This window comes from Ruminococcus sp. AF17-22AC (assembly GCF_003460065.1).
Classification (GTDB): Bacteria; Bacillota; Clostridia; order Lachnospirales; family Lachnospiraceae; genus Blautia_A.
Genome location: NZ_QRXT01000005.1, coordinates 170,839 through 185,257 on the forward strand (window position 1 = coordinate 170,839; position 14,419 = coordinate 185,257).

Consider the following 14,419-nt stretch of genomic DNA (forward strand, 5'->3'; position numbering starts at 1 on the left):
CATTATTCTCCCAAGATTTCAACGATTGCCTTAAACACTTCATCCAGTGCGCAGGTTCCGTCTACAGTCTTTAAAACACCCTGCTTTGTGTAGTAATCGATCAGCGGCTGTGTCTGCTCATGATACACTTTCAGACGTTTGGAAACAGTTTCCGGCTTGTCATCATCACGAAGTACCAGTGTTTCTCCACAAGTATCGCAAACATTTTCTGTCTTTGGTGCAGCATACACGATATGATAAGTTGCTCCGCATTTCAGGCAGGCTCTTCTGCCGGACATACGGTTTACAATGTTTTCATCCGGTACATCAACATCAATGGCATAATCAATTTTGCTTCCCAGTTTCTCAAGCGCTGCTGTAAGGCATTCTGCCTGAGGAATGGTTCTCGGAAATCCATCCAGTACATATCCGTTCTTTGCATCATCCTGCTGAATTCTGTCTACTACAAGATCACAGGTTAATTCATCTGGTACCAAAAGACCCTGATCCATATAAGTTTTTGCTTTTGTACCTAATTCTGTACCATTTTTGATGTTTGCACGGAAAATGTCTCCTGTTGAAATATGCGGAATACCATATTTCTCGGCAATCTTCTTCGCCTGAGTTCCTTTTCCTGCTCCCGGTGCACCCAACATAATAATACGCATAAAAAATACCCTCCTTTTTCTTTATGAAGCAAAAAACCAAAAAGGCTGTGATGCTTTCACACCACAGCCTTCGTTTTAGCTGTTCAGAAAGCCTTTGTAATTGCGGACAAGCAACTGAGACTCGATCTGGTTCAAGGTTTCAAGAACAACACCAACAACGATGATGATAGATGTACCACCGAAAGAAACATGTGCTCCGAATACGCCATTGAAGAAGAACGGAATTACTGCCACAATAATCAGGCCTACCGCACCTATAAATATAATATAATTAAGCATATTAGTCAAATAATCTGATGTAGGTTTTCCTGGACGGATACCCGGAATAAAACCACCCTGCTTTTTGATGTTATCAGCAACTTCCAGCGGGTTAAATGTGATGGATGTGTAGAAATATGCAAAGAACACACAAAGTACTACATATACCAACAGACCCCAGCTGTACTGTGGCTGAGACGGGTTACACCAGTTACTTGAAGAGAGACCTCTCAGAATTTCACTTCCAATGCCTGTTCCATTTGCCTTTCCTGCAAACTGTGCAATAACACCAGGGAAGGACATAATAGAAGAAGCAAAAATGATCGGAATAACACCTGCGGTGTTAACTTTCAGAGGAATATTGGTGGCCTGACCACCCATCATCTTCCTACCAACCATCTTCTTGGAATACTGAACAGGAATTCTCCTCTCTGCTCCATTAAGAATAAGGACAAATACAACTACTACCATAATGATTGCAAAAATGATCAGTCCTGCAAGCATTCCTTTTGCAATTGTTTTTCCCTTAATAAAGTTCTCATAAAGAGTTGTCATATCACTTGGGATTCGAGATACGATATTTACTGCAAGTACAATAGAAATACCATTTCCAACACCTTTTTCAGTGATACGCTCACCGATCCACATCAGCATCGCGGAACCGGCTGTCAGACTGACAATTACTACAATTCCCTTTAAAAAGTTCATATCTTTAACGATATTTCCACGGGAAAAACCGATTGTCATGGCAGCTGACTCAAAAAGAGCAAGACCAACTGTGACATAACGGGTAATTGCAGTCATCTTTTTTCTTCCTTCTTCACCATCTCTGTGCATTTCCTCCAGAGCAGGAATTGCAATAGTGAGCAGCTGAATGATAATGGAAGATGTAATGTACGGTGTAATATTCAGCGCAAATACAGACATACTCTCAAAAGAGCCGCCGGTGAAAGCATCAAAGAAATTGAATGCATCACCGGTATTACTCTTGAACCACTGTTTGAAAACGCTGCTGTCTACACCTGGGATGGGCAGCTGTGAACCGATTCGGATGATAAAGATCATCACTAACAGATATAACAGCTTACGACGCATCTCTTTTACTCTAAAAGCGCTTTTAAGAGTCTCAAACATTAGATCACCTCTACTGTACCACCTGCAGCTTCGATTTTTGCTTTTGCGGTTTCGCTGACAGCGTTTACCTTAACAGTAAGTTTCTTTGTCAGTTCACCATTTCCAAGAATTTTAACACCGTCTCCGGCTTTGGAAATTGCTTTGCTAGCCAGTAAAGTATCTACTGTAACTTCTGTACCGTCTTCAAAACGATTAAGAACGTCTACATTGATTGCAATGATTTCTTTAGAATTTCTGTTCTTGAAACCTCTCTTCGGAAGACGTCTGTATAAAGGCATCTGTCCACCTTCGAATCCCGGTTTCTTGTGTCCGGAACGAGCTAACTGTCCTTTATGTCCTTTTCCGGCTGTTTTGCCGTTTCCGGAACCATGTCCACGGCCTCTTCTGAAGTTATCACTGTGTTTAGAACCTTCTGCTGGTCTTAAGTTTGATAATTCCATCTTTGGCACCTCCTTTTATTATTCGATCTCTGGAAATTATTATGCTTCTTCTACTTTTACAAGATGCTGAACCTGCTGGATCATTCCTCTTGTAGCAGCATTGTCAGGCATTTCAACTGTTTTGTGCATTTTTGTAAGTCCCATAGCTGTTACAGTTTTTTTGTGCTTCGGAACTGCACCGATTGGAGACTTAACAAGTGTAACTTTTAATGTGTTTGCCATTATTTTGTCCTCCTTATGCCAGAATCTCTTCTACAGATTTTCCGCGAAGTTTTGCAACTTCTTCCGGAGTTTTCAGTTTGCTTAATCCTTCGATGGTAGCCATAACAACGTTCTGTTTGTTTCTGGATCCCATACATTTTGTACGGATGTTTTTGATTCCTGCAAGCTCAATGACTGCACGGGCCGGACCACCAGCGATAACACCAGTACCTTCCGGAGCACGTTTCAGAAGCATTTCAGCACTTCCGAATTTACCTACATAGTCATGAGTGATGGAATTGTTTTCATCTCTTGCAACTGTAACCAGTTTTTTCATGGCATCTTCTTTTCCTTTGCGGATTGCTTCCGGAATTTCTGCTGCCTTTCCTAAACCTGCACCAACATGTCCGTTGCCGTCACCTACTACAACTAAAGCTGTGAAACGGAAGTTACGACCACCTTTAACAACCTTGGTAACACGTTTGATTGACACTACTTTATCTTCTAACTCTAACTGACTAGCATCAATAAGATTATGTTTCATGTGTCTTTTCCTCCCTTTTAGAATTTCAGCCCAGCTTCTCTTGCTGCGTCTGCCAGTGCCTTAACTTTACCGTGATAGATATAGCCTCCTCTGTCGAAGACAACGCTTTCGATACCAGCTTCAACTGCTTTCTTTCCGATTACAGTTCCGAGGTATGCTGCAGCTTTTACATCATCAGTATTTTCAAGTTCAGCTTTTACATCTTTCTGAAGAGTAGAAGCTGATACTAAAGTTTTTCCTACAGTGTCATCAATGATCTGTGCATACATATGCTTGTTGGAACGGAATACTGCCAGTCTAGGAGTAGTAGCTGTTCCATTGAGATGATGACGGATTCTTCTATGTTTTTTCTCGCGAATTTCCGCTCTGGATGCTTTGTTAATCATATTCTCACTCTCCTTATTTATTTCTTACCAGTTTTACCAACTTTACGTCTGATAACTTCATCAGCATATTTGATACCTTTGCCCTTGTATGGCTCCGGTCTTCTCTTATCTCTGATTTCAGCTGCGTACTGGCCAACTTTTTCTTTGCTGATACCGGAAACAATGATCTTGTTTCCATCAACTTTGGATTCCAGACCTTCTGGATCTTCCATCTCTACCGGGTGAGAATATCCCAGAGAAAGAACAAGTTTCTTGCCCTGTTTCTGTGCTCTATAACCTACACCGTTAACCTCAAGCTCTTTTGTGTAGCCTTCGCTTACACCAACAACCATGTTGTGGATAAGGCTTCTGGTCAGACCGTGTAATGCTTTCATTTTCTTAAGATCGTTTGGTCTTGTAACTACTACATGACCATCTTCAACTTTGATTTCCATTTCTGTCGGAAGCGCTCTTTCAAGTGTTCCTTTTGGGCCCTTAACGGTTACTACGTTACCTGCAGCTACGCTTACTTCAACGCCTGCCGGAATAGCTACCGGAAGTCTGCCGATTCGTGACATAATATTGTCCTCCTTACTTAGATTGTCGGAGAGAAATAAATCCCCTCTGTTTTCAGTCATTTCTTCATCTATCAATGAATAAGGAAGTTCCGTTTACTAAATTCAGACTGCGCTTACGCTTGTCTTCATTAAGTTCCTCGGAACGACCTTCTCACTAAATTCATGCAGCGCCATCAGGCGCAGCATTCATTAAGTGTTCTAGGTCTACCAAACAAACGCAAGTACTTCGCCACCAACCTGAAGTTTACGAGCTTCTTTGTCAGTGATAACACCTTTGTTTGTAGAAAGGATTGCGATACCAAGTCCGCCAAGTACTTTCGGAAGTTCATCCTTACCAGCGTAGATACGAAGACCTGGTTTGGAGATTCTCTTAAGTCCTGTGATGATCTTGTCGTTCTTTGTTTCACCGTATTTCAGGGTGATGTGGATGGTCTTGAATGCGCCATCTTCAACTAAGTCGTATTTTGCAATATATCCTTCGTCTACGAGGATGTTTGCGATTGCGATTTTCATTTTGGATGCCGGAACATCTACTGTGTCATGTTTTGCAGTGTTAGCGTTACGGATTCTTGTAAGCATATCTGCGATTGGATCACTCATTGTCATGTTAGTTTCCTCCTAATTTTCTCTCTTTTCAGACTTTACATGATTTATACTGTAACATTAATCTTATCAAATTTGCACCTCTTCCCTCAGCTAAACTCAACCTTCGTTCACACTCGGTTTCGTTAAGATTCGGGAAGGGCCTCACACTAAATTCATGCTGCGCTTAACAGCTTGCATTCATTAAGTGTTTCCGGCCTACCAGGAAGCTTTTTTAACACCCGGGATCTGACCTTTGTAAGCCAGTTCACGGAAGCAGATACGGCAGATGCCGTATTTTCTCAGGTATGCATGTGGACGTCCACAGATTCTGCAGCGGCTGTATTCTCTTGTGGAGAATTTCTGTTTGCGCTGCTGTTTGATTTTCATTGCTGTTTTAGCCATTCGAATTCTCCTCCTTATTTAGCAAAAGGCATATTGAACTGAGTTAACAGCTCACGAGCCTCTTCGTCTGTCTTAGCAGTTGTAACGAAGATGATATCCATACCTCTTACTTTGTCTACCTTATCATACTCAACTTCAGGGAAGATCAGCTGTTCTTTGATTCCCAGTGCGTAGTTTCCTCTGCCATCGAAAGCATTTGGATTTACACCACGGAAGTCACGTACACGAGGAAGAGCAAGGTTGATAAGACGATCAGCGAACTCATACATCTTCTCACCTCTTAAGGTAACCTTACAACCGATTGGCATACCCTCTCTGATTTTGAAGTTAGCCACAGATTTTTTAGCTTTTGTTGCGATTACTTTCTGTCCTGTAATCAGTTCCATATCAGCAATTGCAGCATCAAGAAGCTTTGCATTTTCTTTGGCTTCACCAACACCCATGTTTACTACGATCTTTTCGAGTTTTGGCACTTCCATAACATTTTTGTATCCGAATTTTTTGGTCATGGCATCCATGATCTCATTTTTGTAAAGGTCTTTTAATCTACTCACCTGTCATGCCTCCTCTCTTAATTAATCGATAACTTTACCTGTCGCTTTAGCAACACGAACTTTTTTGTCTCCATCCATCTGGAATCCAACTCTTGTTGCTTTTCCGTCTACAACGAGCATTACGTTGGAAACGTGAAGAGCAGCTTCTTTTGTGGAGATTCCGCCAGCCTGGTTTGCTGCTGATGGTTTGTTGTGCTTTGTAACCATGTTGACATTCTCAACGATTACGGTGTTGTCTTTTACGTTAACGGCAAGAACTTTTCCTTCTTTGCCTTTATCTTTTCCAGCGATTACTTTAACAGTATCGCCTTTTTTAATTTTCATAGCTGACATTAGGCACCCTCCTATAATACTTCCGGAGCTAAGGAAACAATCTTCATGAATTTCTTCTCACGAAGTTCTCTGGCAACTGGTCCAAAGATACGTGTTCCTTTCGGAGTTAAATCGTCTTTAATGATTACGGCTGCATTTTCATCGAAACGGATGTAAGATCCGTCTTTACGACGAGCGCCTTTTTTTGTACGAACAACAACAGCTTTAACTACATCACCTTTTTTAACAACACCGCCTGGTGTTGCATCTTTAACAGTAGCAACGATAGTATCACCGATGTTAGCATATCTTCTTGTAGAGCCACCCATAACACGAATACAAAGGATTTCTTTTGCACCAGTGTTGTCGGCAACTTTCAGTCTTGTTTCCTGCTGAATCATACTGGTTTCCTCCTTATTTCACTTTCTCTACAACTTCAACCAGTCTCCATCTTTTGTCCTTGGACAGCGGTCTGGTTTCCATAACTTTAACGGTATCACCGATATTGCACTCATTGTTTTCATCATGAGCTTTAAGTTTATATGTTCTCTTTACGATTTTTTTGTAAAGAGGATGTTTTACATGGTCTTCGATAGCAACTACAATGGTCTTGTCCATCTTATTGCTGACAACCTTACCCACACGGGTCTTTCTCAGATTTCTTTCCACGATTATTTCCTCCTATATTCACTATTTCGCAGCGTTAGCCTGCTCAGTGATTACTGTCTGGATTCTGGCAATATTCTTGCGAACCTCTTTGATTCTGCTTGTATTGTCCAACTGATTGGTTGCATTCTGAAATCTCAGATTGAAAAGTTCTTTCTTAGCAGCTACTAATTCTTCATTTAATTCTGCAGCTGATTTTGCTTTTAAATCTTCTACGAATTTATTAATTTTCACTGTTATCACCGCCTTCTAAGTCTGCACGAGAAACGATTTTACATTTACATGGTAACTTGTGCATTGCAAGACGTAATGCTTCACGAGCGATTTCTTCAGAAACGCCTGCGATTTCGAACATTACACGTCCTGGCTTAACAACTGCTACCCAGTATTCAAGGGCTCCTTTACCAGAACCCATACGTGTTTCTGCTGGTTTCGCTGTTACTGGTTTATCCGGGAAAATCTTAATCCAAACCTGACCACCACGTTTGATGTAACGTGTCATGGCGATACGGGCTGCTTCGATCTGGTTAGATCTGATCCAGCAAGGCTCGGTTGCAACAAGACCGAATTCACCATAATTGATTTTATTACCTCTAAGGGCTTTACCTCTCATGGAGCCACGGAACTGTTTACGACGTTTTACTCTTTTTGGCATTAACATTATTTATCGCTCCCTTCCTTATTTCCTTTAGTAGGAAGTACTTCACCGTTGTATACCCAAGCTTTTACACCAACTTTTCCGTAAGTTGTGTCAGCTTCTGCAAATCCATAATCAATGTCAGCACGAAGTGTCTGAAGCGGAATAGTTCCTTCGCTGTAGAACTCTGTACGAGCCATATCAGCTCCACCAAGACGTCCGGATACGGATGTTTTGATTCCCTTTGCTCCTGCTTTCATTGTTCTCTGCATTGTAGATTTCATAGCACGTCTGAAGGAGATACGGTTCTCAAGCTGCAGTGCAATGTTTTCAGCAACGAGCTGAGCATCTTTGTCCGGTCTCTTAACTTCTTTGATATCTACAATGAGTTTCTTATCTGTGTATTTCTGTAATTCAGCTTTAACTTTTTCGATCTCAGAACCGCCCTTACCGATTACGATACCCGGTTTAGCAGTGTAGATGATGATCTTAACTCTGTCAGATGCTCTTTCGATTTCGATTTTGGAAACACCTGCGCTGTAAAGTTTTTTCTTTAAAAATGTTCTGATATTGTAGTCTTCTACAAGATAGTCTGCAAAATCAGCTTCTGCATACCATCTGGAATCCCAATCCTTGATAACACCGACTCTAAGGCCATGTGGGTTAACTTTCTGTCCCATGCTTTTCCTCCTTATCTTTCATCCAGCACGATGGTGATATGGCTTGTTCTCTTTTCGATTCTGTAAGCTCTACCCTGTGCTCTTGGCTGAATACGTTTCATTGTAGGTCCTTTGTTTGCATAGCACGCTGCAACGTAGAGGTTATCTGCGCTCATTCCGTTATTGTTTTCTGCGTTTGCGATTGCTGACTCAAGCAGCTTCTTCAGAACGCTGGAAGCGTATCTTGGATTGTATGTCAGGATACCAAGTGCTGTCTGCACATCTTTGCCACGGATTGCATCTAATACATAGCAGGCTTTCTGAACAGAAATTCTTGCATAAGATAATTTTGCAGACGGTCTTGTCTCTCTATTACTCTCATTTCTGGCTCTCTTAATCTGGCTTCTATGTCCCTTTGCCATTTTTAAGTGCCTCCTTTCGATTTATTCAATATCTGGAATCCGCCATGTTGTCCCACCGGGACAACAGGCAGTTTATTTTAGTTAATGATTAATTCTAGCGAACGCCGGATTTCTTTTCGTCTTTTCCGTGTCCTCTGTATGTTCTGGTTGCAACGAACTCACCAAGTTTATGACCAACCATATCTTCTGTGATGTATACCGGAACATGTTTTCTTCCGTCATGGACTGCAATTGTATGTCCTACGAAGGACGGGAAGATAGTGGAACGACGTGACCATGTTTTGATCACAGATTTATCATTTGCAGCATTCAGAGCGTCAACCTTTTTAAGCAGGCTTGCGTCTGCGAAAGGTCCTTTTTTCAATGAACGAGACATTCTGTACCCTCCTTATTATTTTGATAAAGCTTTTCCATCGCGTCTTCTTACGATGAGCTTGTTGGACTGTTTGTTTTTCTTTCTGGTCTTCAGACCAAGAGCAGGTTTGCCCCATGGTGTACACGGACCTGGACGACCGATTCCGGTCTTTCCTTCACCACCACCATGCGGATGGTCATTCGGGTTCATTACAGAACCACGAACTGTAGGTCTGATTCCCATGTGACGTTTACGTCCAGCTTTACCAACATTGATAAGGTTGTGGTCACCGTTTCCAACAACACCGATGGAAGCACGGCATACCAGCGGAACCATTCTCATTTCTCCAGACGGTAATCTTAATGTTGCATATTTGCCTTCTTTAGCCATCAGCTGTGCACCGTTACCAGCGGAACGAACCATCTGACCGCCTTTTCCAGGATGAAGCTCAATGTTGTGAACCATAGTACCAACTGGGATAAGTTCCAGCGGCAGGCAGTTACCAACACGGATTTCAGCTTCCGGACCGTTCATGACCTTCTGGCCGACTTTCAGTCCTTCTGGAGCAAGGATGTATGCTTTCTCGCCATCTGCATAGCAGATAAGAGCGATATTTGCTGTTCTGTTCGGATCATACTCAATTGTTTTTACTGTAGCAGCGATACCATCTTTTCTTCTCTTGAAGTCGATGATTCTGTATTTTCTTCTGCTTCCGCCTCCGCGGTGTCTTACAGTGATTTTACCCTGATTGTTACGTCCAGAGTTTTTCTTCAGAGATACGACTAATGATTTCTCAGGGGTACTTGTTGTGATCTCAGAGAAATCAGATCCAGTCATATGTCTTCTGGAAGGTGTATATGGGTTATAGGTTTTGATTCCCATGATGTTTCTCCTTTCGAATATTAGTTATCATGCTTTCCAGCATATATCTTACAGAAAGCAGGGAATTATAATCCCTCGAAGATCTCGATATCTTTGCTTTCTTCTGTCAGAGCTACAATCGCTTTTTTAGTTTTAGCTGTTTTACCAACTGTCACACCGCGACGTTTTTTCTTACCATCCATGTTCATGGTGTTAACGCTCTTTACTTTTGTTCCTTCGAACATTTTCTCTACAGCCTCTTTGATCTGAGACTTGTTTGCTTCCGGATGAACCAGGAAAGTGTATTTTTTCTCACCCATGGCGTTCATGGATTTCTCTGTGATTACAGGCTTGAGAATTACATCATAATATTTAATATCTGCCATTATGCGTATACCTCCTCAATGGATGCAACTGCGTCTTTAGTAACCACTACAGTATTGTATTTCATAACATCATATACGTTGATAGTGTTTACAGTTGCAGTCTGTACATCTGCAATGTTTCTTGCAGAAAGAACTACGTTCTGATCATCACCAGCAGTTACGATAAGAGCTTTTTCTGCTTTAAGGTTTGTAAGAACCTTCTGCATTTCTTTTGTCTTAGCTTCTGCAAGTGTAAGGCTGTCTACAACAACCAGTTTATTGTCCTGAACCTTAGAAGTCAGAGCGGATTTCAGAGCTGCTCTTCTTTCTTTTTTGTTCATTTTTACTTCATAATCTCTCGGTACCGGAGCGAATACTACACCGCCACCAGTCCACTGTGGTGCACGGATGGAACCCTGTCTAGCATGACCTGTTCCTTTCTGTCTCCACGGTTTTCTTCCGCCGCCGCTTACTTCAGAACGTGTTTTTGCTTTCTGAGTACCCTGGCGATTATTTGCAAGCTGACGAACAACAGCAAGATGAACAAGATGCTCGTTGATTTCTACACCGAACACTGCATCGTTCAGTTCCATTGTTCCAACTTCATTGCCTTCCATATTATAAACTGTTACGTTTGCCATTCTGATGCTCCTCCTTTCTCATTATAAAGACTTTACTGTCTCTTTGATGGTCACCAGAGATTTCTTAGGTCCTGGAACAGCACCTTTCACTAACAGTAAATTGTTTTCTGTGTCTACGCGAACGATCTCAAGGTTCTGTACTGTAACCTGTACATTTCCCATGTGACCCGGCATGTGTTTTCCCTTGAATACTTTACTCGGATCGGAGCAAGCACCATTGGAACCAGCATGACGATGATATTTGGAGCCGTGAGCCATAGGTCCTCTGGACTGTCCATGTCTCTTGATAGCGCCCTGGAAGCCTTTACCTTTGGAGATTGCAGTTGCATCGATGTGATCGCCGTCTGCAAAGATGTCAGCCTTAATTTCCTGTCCTACAGTGTATTCTGCAGCATTTTCAAATCTGAATTCTTTAACGAATCTCTGTACTGCTACACCAGCTTTGTCAAAGTGACCTTTTTCCGGTTTGTTAACCAGTTTTTCTCTGATCTCGCCGTAGCCAACCTGAACTGCAGCGTATCCGTCGTTTTCCTCTGTCTTAACCTGAGTTACAACGCATGGACCAGCCTGTAAAACGGTTACCGGAATTAACTGGCCATCTTCATTGAAGATCTGAGTCATTCCGACTTTAGTAGCTAAAATAGCTTTCTTCATTTCTTTCTTCCTCCTTATAGCGGATTACCATAAAGGCAATCATATAGTTTTTTGAAACGCCCAAAGGGCATTTAAAACGAGTTTAAAAAAATTATTTGGTTTTCATCTTGATATCAATGTGAACACCTGCCGGCATTTCCAGTCTGGAAAGTGCATCAACTGTTTTCTGGGTTGGTGTCATGATATCGATGAGTCTCTTATGAGTTCTCTGTTCGAACTGTTCTCTGGAATCTTTGTATTTGTGAACAGCTCTTAAGATTGTAACAACTTCCTTCTTAGTAGGAAGCGGAACCGGTCCGCTAACAGTTGCTCCGTTCTTTTTAACAGTCTCGATGATTTTTGCTGCTGATGCATCTACTAACTGATGATCGTAAGCTTTTAAAGTGATTCTCATTACCTGATTTGCCATAAAAAAAGTCTCCTCCTATTCGTACTCAATTATGCAGTACGACAAGCGGCGACTGTACACATCTCCGTGTGTGTCTTTCGACTTCTTTACACACGTCCATCCCGTAGATGGTTTCTGAACTTGTACAGTGACTTGTCGTCAGTTTCCTAACTTGACATTCGCTCCACGGAAAACCCGTCATTTTCTGACGGCAACCTCACGCTTCATAGCTATCATGTCACAGCAAGGATTATTATACACAAGACATATCACTTATGCAAGCCCTTTTTTTATTTTATTTTGTATTTTTATAAATACAATTTAAGCGGTGTAAGATATCGTCTCACACCGCTTTCTTCTATATTATATAGTAGCTTTATTCTTCTTCCTCTTCTGCATTGCCGCCAATAATATCAGAGTAATCAAATAATGTAACCTTTGTAATGGAGTCTCTGACTACATCCGGCGCATCACCTTCTTTTCTGGCTCTGTTGGCAAACTGGGAAGCTGTTCTTCGTGGAATAGCAAGTTTTTTGATTTCAACAGGCTGTTCCTCTTCGATTTCTTCCTCTGGAAATTCTTCTTCTGAAACACTTGGTTCTGCAGGTTCTCCTGATATTTTAGAATAACTTTCAGATACTTCTGTTTCTTCTTCAGCTGTTGCTGCTGCAATTTCCTTTTTAAGAAGCTCATGCGCTTCGCTTGTTGCAACCTGTACATTTCCTACCGGCTGAACAGTTTCTTCTGGTTCGTCATCAAGATCATCTTCATCAATCTCATCTACAAAGCCACCGGTACGGATTTTCTTCTTTTTCTTTTCTTCTTTTTTGGATTTCTTTTTCTTTTCTTTTGTATCCTGCAGAAGTTCTTTATCTTCCTGTTTCATACGTTTCGCACGGGCTTTTTCTTCAGCTTTCAGCTCGCGGGCTGATTTCACATGTCGTGTATCCCCCTGAAGATCTTCATATTCATCATCTTCCGGATCTTTTTTCCAGAGCTCTGCGATAACATATAATATAATAAGAAAGAGAATCACAAGTCCAAGAACGATCAGTCCCTCAACGCTCTCCGTTGCCACCAGCAGATATCCAACTAAAGGGATCGTGATCACAATCTTCGGCACCCAGTTCTTAACGGAAACCGTAATGCTCTCCTGTGCAGAAGTTGTTGTATCAATCACGGTACCTGTATTATTTTCTCTGTTTACGCTTACAAGATTGTATTTGTATGTTTTGCCGTCTTCCTGCACAAGGATTGGAGAACCGGCGGTCACTTCCTCGGTTCTTACCGGAATCGCATACGTTACAGATCCAAGCGGCAGGTTTGTCGCCTTATCTGTCGAATCCATGATCACGGTACGCACTCCAAAGAATGGCGGAAGAGCCATTCCAAGGATACATACGATCGTACATATAACTGCAAAGTGTACAATAAACTTCAAAAATTTTGACATTGGTATCTCCTCGCTTTGGTTCACCTTTATGAAAAGCATTGCACAGGAATTGGTCTCCTTCCGGCAATGCTCTTTATCTGTGATTCGATAATTACTGATTACTTAAATAATTTTCGATGCTTTCCATTGCCGCTTCTTCATCTTCCCCATTTGCAGAAAGCATAATTTCTTCTCCGGCATCCAGTCCTAAAGTCATCATCCCCATAATGCTCTTAGCGTTGACCTTTTTTCTGCCAATCTCAACATAAATCTCACTGTTGAACTGACTCGCTACCTGTACAAGCTGAGCAACCGGACGAGCTTCCAGTCCTGTCGATAAATGAATTGTGATCGGTTTTTTAATCATAATACTTCCTCCTCGTTTGTCCGCAGTTCTTCCGCTATCTCACTGAGTTTGCGAAGCCGGTGATTCACGCCTGACTTTCCGACCTGTGGACTTAACATCATTCCTAATTCTTTTAGTGTAGCTTCCGGATACTGTAATCTCAGCTCTGCAATTTCCGTAAGGCCTTCATTTAAATTATGAAGCCCTGTTTTTTCTTTGATCAGTCTGATATCTTCGATCTGTTTGACTGCCGCACTAACTGTTTTATTGATATTTGCTGTTTCACAGTTTACTTTCCGGTTGACAGAATTACGCATTTCCTTAAGAATACGAATATTCTCAAGATTCATTAATGCAACATTTGCTTCCATGATTGCCAGCATATCCACGATCTGTGCGCCTTCCTTCACATAGACCACATATGACTTCTTGCGCAGCACGATCTTTGCATCAATCTGAAATGTATGGATGATATCCCGTAAGTTCTCTGCCTTAACTTCATCCTGACATACAATTTCAAAATGATAGCCTTTCTCTGGGTCACTGATCGAACCGGATGCCAGAAAGGCACCCCGTACGAATGCACGTTTACAGCAATTCTGCTGCGTGATCAGTCCATTCTCCAGAAACAAAGTTCCCCTGTCAGCCTCATTCACCGAAAGTTTCGTCCCCTGAAGTACATTCTGTACCTGTAAAAGATCTGTAATCTCTACATGATATACATTTCCTTTTTTGAGCATACTGCTCTCGCGAATGGCTATTTCTGTATCTATATTAAATGTTTTTTGCAATAAAGTAAAGTACTTTCTCACCACGGCATTATTTTCTGTCTGAAATCGCAGACTTCCATCTTTCGTAATGCGGCCGCACGCACTGAGAAGTGCTGCTGTTTCCGCAATCCGGCAATGTCTCGCCGTACTTGTCTGTCTGGAAAGTTCTTCTTTCACCATCCCTGAAAAAGACAATTTCCATT

At 41.7% G+C, this 14,419-nt stretch carries 26 protein-coding genes; all 26 read right to left on the reverse strand.

The genetic code is table 11. The features are described 5' to 3' along the window. Positions 1 to 2: 2 nt before the first annotated feature. Entirely contained in the window at positions 3 to 647 is a 645-nt protein-coding gene (locus DWW86_RS09455) for an adenylate kinase (RefSeq protein ID WP_072521741.1), read from the reverse strand. A 75-nt stretch (positions 648 to 722) separates the two neighbouring features. Then, entirely contained in the window at positions 723 to 2,039 is a 1,317-nt protein-coding gene (secY, locus tag DWW86_RS09460) for a preprotein translocase subunit SecY (protein WP_072521742.1), read from the reverse strand. Next, positions 2,039 to 2,479, reverse strand: coding sequence for a 50S ribosomal protein L15 (rplO, locus tag DWW86_RS09465; protein WP_072521743.1), 441 nt, complete (start codon positions 2,477 to 2,479; stop codon positions 2,039 to 2,041). The genes secY and rplO overlap by 1 nt, the downstream gene beginning before the upstream one ends. A 39-nt stretch (positions 2,480 to 2,518) precedes the next feature. After that, positions 2,519 to 2,701 (reverse strand): 50S ribosomal protein L30, encoded by a 183-nt coding sequence (rpmD, locus tag DWW86_RS09470; protein ID WP_015542260.1) that lies wholly within the window; start codon positions 2,699 to 2,701, stop codon positions 2,519 to 2,521. A 13-nt stretch (positions 2,702 to 2,714) separates the two neighbouring features. Continuing rightward, positions 2,715 to 3,224 carry a 30S ribosomal protein S5 gene (gene rpsE, locus DWW86_RS09475; RefSeq protein WP_015542259.1) on the reverse strand — a complete coding sequence of 170 codons (510 nt, stop codon included), beginning with the start codon at positions 3,222 to 3,224 and terminating at the stop codon, positions 2,715 to 2,717. A 17-nt stretch (positions 3,225 to 3,241) separates the two neighbouring features. Then, on the reverse strand, positions 3,242 to 3,610 hold the full coding sequence (gene rplR / locus DWW86_RS09480) for a 50S ribosomal protein L18 (protein WP_015542258.1): 369 nt from the start codon (positions 3,608 to 3,610) through the stop codon (positions 3,242 to 3,244). Between the two features lie 17 nt (positions 3,611 to 3,627). Further along, positions 3,628 to 4,167 (reverse strand): 50S ribosomal protein L6, encoded by a 540-nt coding sequence (rplF, locus tag DWW86_RS09485; RefSeq protein WP_015542257.1) that lies wholly within the window; start codon positions 4,165 to 4,167, stop codon positions 3,628 to 3,630. A gap of 204 nt (positions 4,168 to 4,371) precedes the next feature. Then, complete coding sequence (gene rpsH, locus DWW86_RS09490) at positions 4,372 to 4,773, reverse strand: 30S ribosomal protein S8 (protein WP_072521744.1); 402 nt, start codon at positions 4,771 to 4,773, stop codon at positions 4,372 to 4,374. Between the two features lie 195 nt (positions 4,774 to 4,968). Continuing rightward, the gene (locus DWW86_RS09495; RefSeq protein WP_005424988.1) at positions 4,969 to 5,154 is read right to left on the reverse strand and encodes a type Z 30S ribosomal protein S14; all 186 of its coding nucleotides are present in this window, start codon (positions 5,152 to 5,154) and stop codon (positions 4,969 to 4,971) included. Between the two features lie 14 nt (positions 5,155 to 5,168). Then, entirely contained in the window at positions 5,169 to 5,708 is a 540-nt protein-coding gene (rplE, locus tag DWW86_RS09500) for a 50S ribosomal protein L5 (RefSeq protein WP_072521745.1), read from the reverse strand. Positions 5,709 to 5,729: 21 nt separating this feature from the next. Continuing rightward, positions 5,730 to 6,041 carry a 50S ribosomal protein L24 gene (gene rplX, locus DWW86_RS09505; RefSeq protein WP_072521746.1) on the reverse strand — a complete coding sequence of 104 codons (312 nt, stop codon included), beginning with the start codon at positions 6,039 to 6,041 and terminating at the stop codon, positions 5,730 to 5,732. Between the two features lie 11 nt (positions 6,042 to 6,052). After that, positions 6,053 to 6,421 (reverse strand): 50S ribosomal protein L14, encoded by a 369-nt coding sequence (gene rplN, locus DWW86_RS09510; RefSeq protein WP_005424985.1) that lies wholly within the window; start codon positions 6,419 to 6,421, stop codon positions 6,053 to 6,055. Positions 6,422 to 6,434: 13 nt separating this feature from the next. Beyond that, a complete protein-coding gene (gene rpsQ / locus DWW86_RS09515; protein ID WP_178732084.1) occupies positions 6,435 to 6,692 on the reverse strand; it encodes a 30S ribosomal protein S17 in 258 nt (85 codons plus the stop codon). An 18-nt stretch (positions 6,693 to 6,710) separates the two neighbouring features. Next, positions 6,711 to 6,920 (reverse strand): 50S ribosomal protein L29, encoded by a 210-nt coding sequence (gene rpmC, locus DWW86_RS09520; RefSeq protein ID WP_022067328.1) that lies wholly within the window; start codon positions 6,918 to 6,920, stop codon positions 6,711 to 6,713. Further along, complete coding sequence (rplP, locus tag DWW86_RS09525) at positions 6,910 to 7,347, reverse strand: 50S ribosomal protein L16 (protein ID WP_072521748.1); 438 nt, start codon at positions 7,345 to 7,347, stop codon at positions 6,910 to 6,912. The genes rpmC and rplP overlap by 11 nt, the downstream gene beginning before the upstream one ends. Then, positions 7,347 to 8,003 carry a 30S ribosomal protein S3 gene (gene rpsC / locus DWW86_RS09530; RefSeq protein ID WP_072521749.1) on the reverse strand — a complete coding sequence of 219 codons (657 nt, stop codon included), beginning with the start codon at positions 8,001 to 8,003 and terminating at the stop codon, positions 7,347 to 7,349. Before rpsC ends, rplP begins: the two co-directional genes overlap by 1 nt. 11 nt (positions 8,004 to 8,014) lie before the next feature. After that, positions 8,015 to 8,404, reverse strand: coding sequence for a 50S ribosomal protein L22 (rplV, locus tag DWW86_RS09535; protein WP_005424978.1), 390 nt, complete (start codon positions 8,402 to 8,404; stop codon positions 8,015 to 8,017). 94 nt (positions 8,405 to 8,498) lie between these two features. After that, complete coding sequence (gene rpsS / locus DWW86_RS09540) at positions 8,499 to 8,780, reverse strand: 30S ribosomal protein S19 (protein ID WP_015542253.1); 282 nt, start codon at positions 8,778 to 8,780, stop codon at positions 8,499 to 8,501. 15 nt (positions 8,781 to 8,795) lie between these two features. After that, a complete protein-coding gene (rplB, locus tag DWW86_RS09545) occupies positions 8,796 to 9,641 on the reverse strand; it encodes a 50S ribosomal protein L2 (RefSeq protein ID WP_072521750.1) in 846 nt (281 codons plus the stop codon). 65 nt (positions 9,642 to 9,706) lie between these two features. Beyond that, positions 9,707 to 10,006, reverse strand: a complete 300-nt coding sequence (gene rplW, locus DWW86_RS09550) for a 50S ribosomal protein L23 (protein WP_005424975.1) — start codon at positions 10,004 to 10,006, stop codon at positions 9,707 to 9,709. Beyond that, a complete protein-coding gene (gene rplD / locus DWW86_RS09555; RefSeq protein ID WP_072521751.1) occupies positions 10,006 to 10,626 on the reverse strand; it encodes a 50S ribosomal protein L4 in 621 nt (206 codons plus the stop codon). Before rplD ends, rplW begins: the two co-directional genes overlap by 1 nt. Positions 10,627 to 10,647: 21 nt before the next feature. Beyond that, positions 10,648 to 11,280 (reverse strand): 50S ribosomal protein L3, encoded by a 633-nt coding sequence (gene rplC / locus DWW86_RS09560; RefSeq protein WP_072521752.1) that lies wholly within the window; start codon positions 11,278 to 11,280, stop codon positions 10,648 to 10,650. A gap of 91 nt (positions 11,281 to 11,371) precedes the next feature. After that, entirely contained in the window at positions 11,372 to 11,689 is a 318-nt protein-coding gene (gene rpsJ / locus DWW86_RS09565) for a 30S ribosomal protein S10 (RefSeq protein ID WP_015542248.1), read from the reverse strand. A 355-nt stretch (positions 11,690 to 12,044) separates the two neighbouring features. Further along, on the reverse strand, positions 12,045 to 13,121 hold the full coding sequence (locus DWW86_RS09570) for a hypothetical protein (protein WP_117942933.1): 1,077 nt from the start codon (positions 13,119 to 13,121) through the stop codon (positions 12,045 to 12,047). A 91-nt stretch (positions 13,122 to 13,212) separates the two neighbouring features. Continuing rightward, positions 13,213 to 13,467, reverse strand: a complete 255-nt coding sequence (locus tag DWW86_RS09575; protein WP_072521754.1) for an HPr family phosphocarrier protein — start codon at positions 13,465 to 13,467, stop codon at positions 13,213 to 13,215. Then, positions 13,464 to 14,411, reverse strand: a complete 948-nt coding sequence (whiA, locus tag DWW86_RS09580; RefSeq protein WP_072521755.1) for a DNA-binding protein WhiA — start codon at positions 14,409 to 14,411, stop codon at positions 13,464 to 13,466. Before whiA ends, DWW86_RS09575 begins: the two co-directional genes overlap by 4 nt. Positions 14,412 to 14,419: the final 8 nt, after the last annotated feature.

Bases quoted from the DNA above. Each gene is read 5' to 3' on its own strand.
- DWW86_RS09455 (WP_072521741.1), bottom strand. From the start codon at position 647: ATGCGTATTATTATGTTGGGTGCACCGGGAGCAGGAAAAGGAACTCAG.
- secY (WP_072521742.1), bottom strand. From the start codon at position 2,039: ATGTTTGAGACTCTTAAAAGCGCTTTTAGAGTAAAAGAGATGCGTCGT.
- rplO (WP_072521743.1), bottom strand. From the start codon at position 2,479: ATGGAATTATCAAACTTAAGACCAGCAGAAGGTTCTAAACACAGTGAT.
- rpmD (WP_015542260.1), bottom strand. From the start codon at position 2,701: ATGGCAAACACATTAAAAGTTACACTTGTTAAGTCTCCAATCGGTGCA.
- rpsE (WP_015542259.1), bottom strand. From the start codon at position 3,224: ATGAAACATAATCTTATTGATGCTAGTCAGTTAGAGTTAGAAGATAAA.
- rplR (WP_015542258.1), bottom strand. From the start codon at position 3,610: ATGATTAACAAAGCATCCAGAGCGGAAATTCGCGAGAAAAAACATAGA.
- rplF (WP_015542257.1), bottom strand. From the start codon at position 4,167: ATGTCACGAATCGGCAGACTTCCGGTAGCTATTCCGGCAGGCGTTGAA.
- rpsH (WP_072521744.1), bottom strand. From the start codon at position 4,773: ATGACAATGAGTGATCCAATCGCAGATATGCTTACAAGAATCCGTAAC.
- DWW86_RS09495 (WP_005424988.1), bottom strand. From the start codon at position 5,154: ATGGCTAAAACAGCAATGAAAATCAAACAGCAGCGCAAACAGAAATTC.
- rplX (WP_072521746.1), bottom strand. From the start codon at position 6,041: ATGTCAGCTATGAAAATTAAAAAAGGCGATACTGTTAAAGTAATCGCT.
- rplN (WP_005424985.1), bottom strand. From the start codon at position 6,421: ATGATTCAGCAGGAAACAAGACTGAAAGTTGCCGACAACACTGGTGCA.
- rplP (WP_072521748.1), bottom strand. From the start codon at position 7,347: ATGTTAATGCCAAAAAGAGTAAAACGTCGTAAACAGTTCCGTGGCTCC.
- rpsC (WP_072521749.1), bottom strand. From the start codon at position 8,003: ATGGGACAGAAAGTTAACCCACATGGCCTTAGAGTCGGTGTTATCAAG.
- rplV (WP_005424978.1), bottom strand. From the start codon at position 8,404: ATGGCAAAGGGACATAGAAGCCAGATTAAGAGAGCCAGAAATGAGAGT.
- rpsS (WP_015542253.1), bottom strand. From the start codon at position 8,780: ATGTCTCGTTCATTGAAAAAAGGACCTTTCGCAGACGCAAGCCTGCTT.
- rplB (WP_072521750.1), bottom strand. From the start codon at position 9,641: ATGGGAATCAAAACCTATAACCCATATACACCTTCCAGAAGACATATG.
- rplW (WP_005424975.1), bottom strand. From the start codon at position 10,006: ATGGCAGATATTAAATATTATGATGTAATTCTCAAGCCTGTAATCACA.
- rplD (WP_072521751.1), bottom strand. From the start codon at position 10,626: ATGGCAAACGTAACAGTTTATAATATGGAAGGCAATGAAGTTGGAACA.
- rplC (WP_072521752.1), bottom strand. From the start codon at position 11,280: ATGAAGAAAGCTATTTTAGCTACTAAAGTCGGAATGACTCAGATCTTC.
- rpsJ (WP_015542248.1), bottom strand. From the start codon at position 11,689: ATGGCAAATCAGGTAATGAGAATCACTTTAAAAGCTTACGATCATCAG.
- DWW86_RS09570 (WP_117942933.1), bottom strand. From the start codon at position 13,121: ATGTCAAAATTTTTGAAGTTTATTGTACACTTTGCAGTTATATGTACG.
- DWW86_RS09575 (WP_072521754.1), bottom strand. From the start codon at position 13,467: ATGATTAAAAAACCGATCACAATTCATTTATCGACAGGACTGGAAGCT.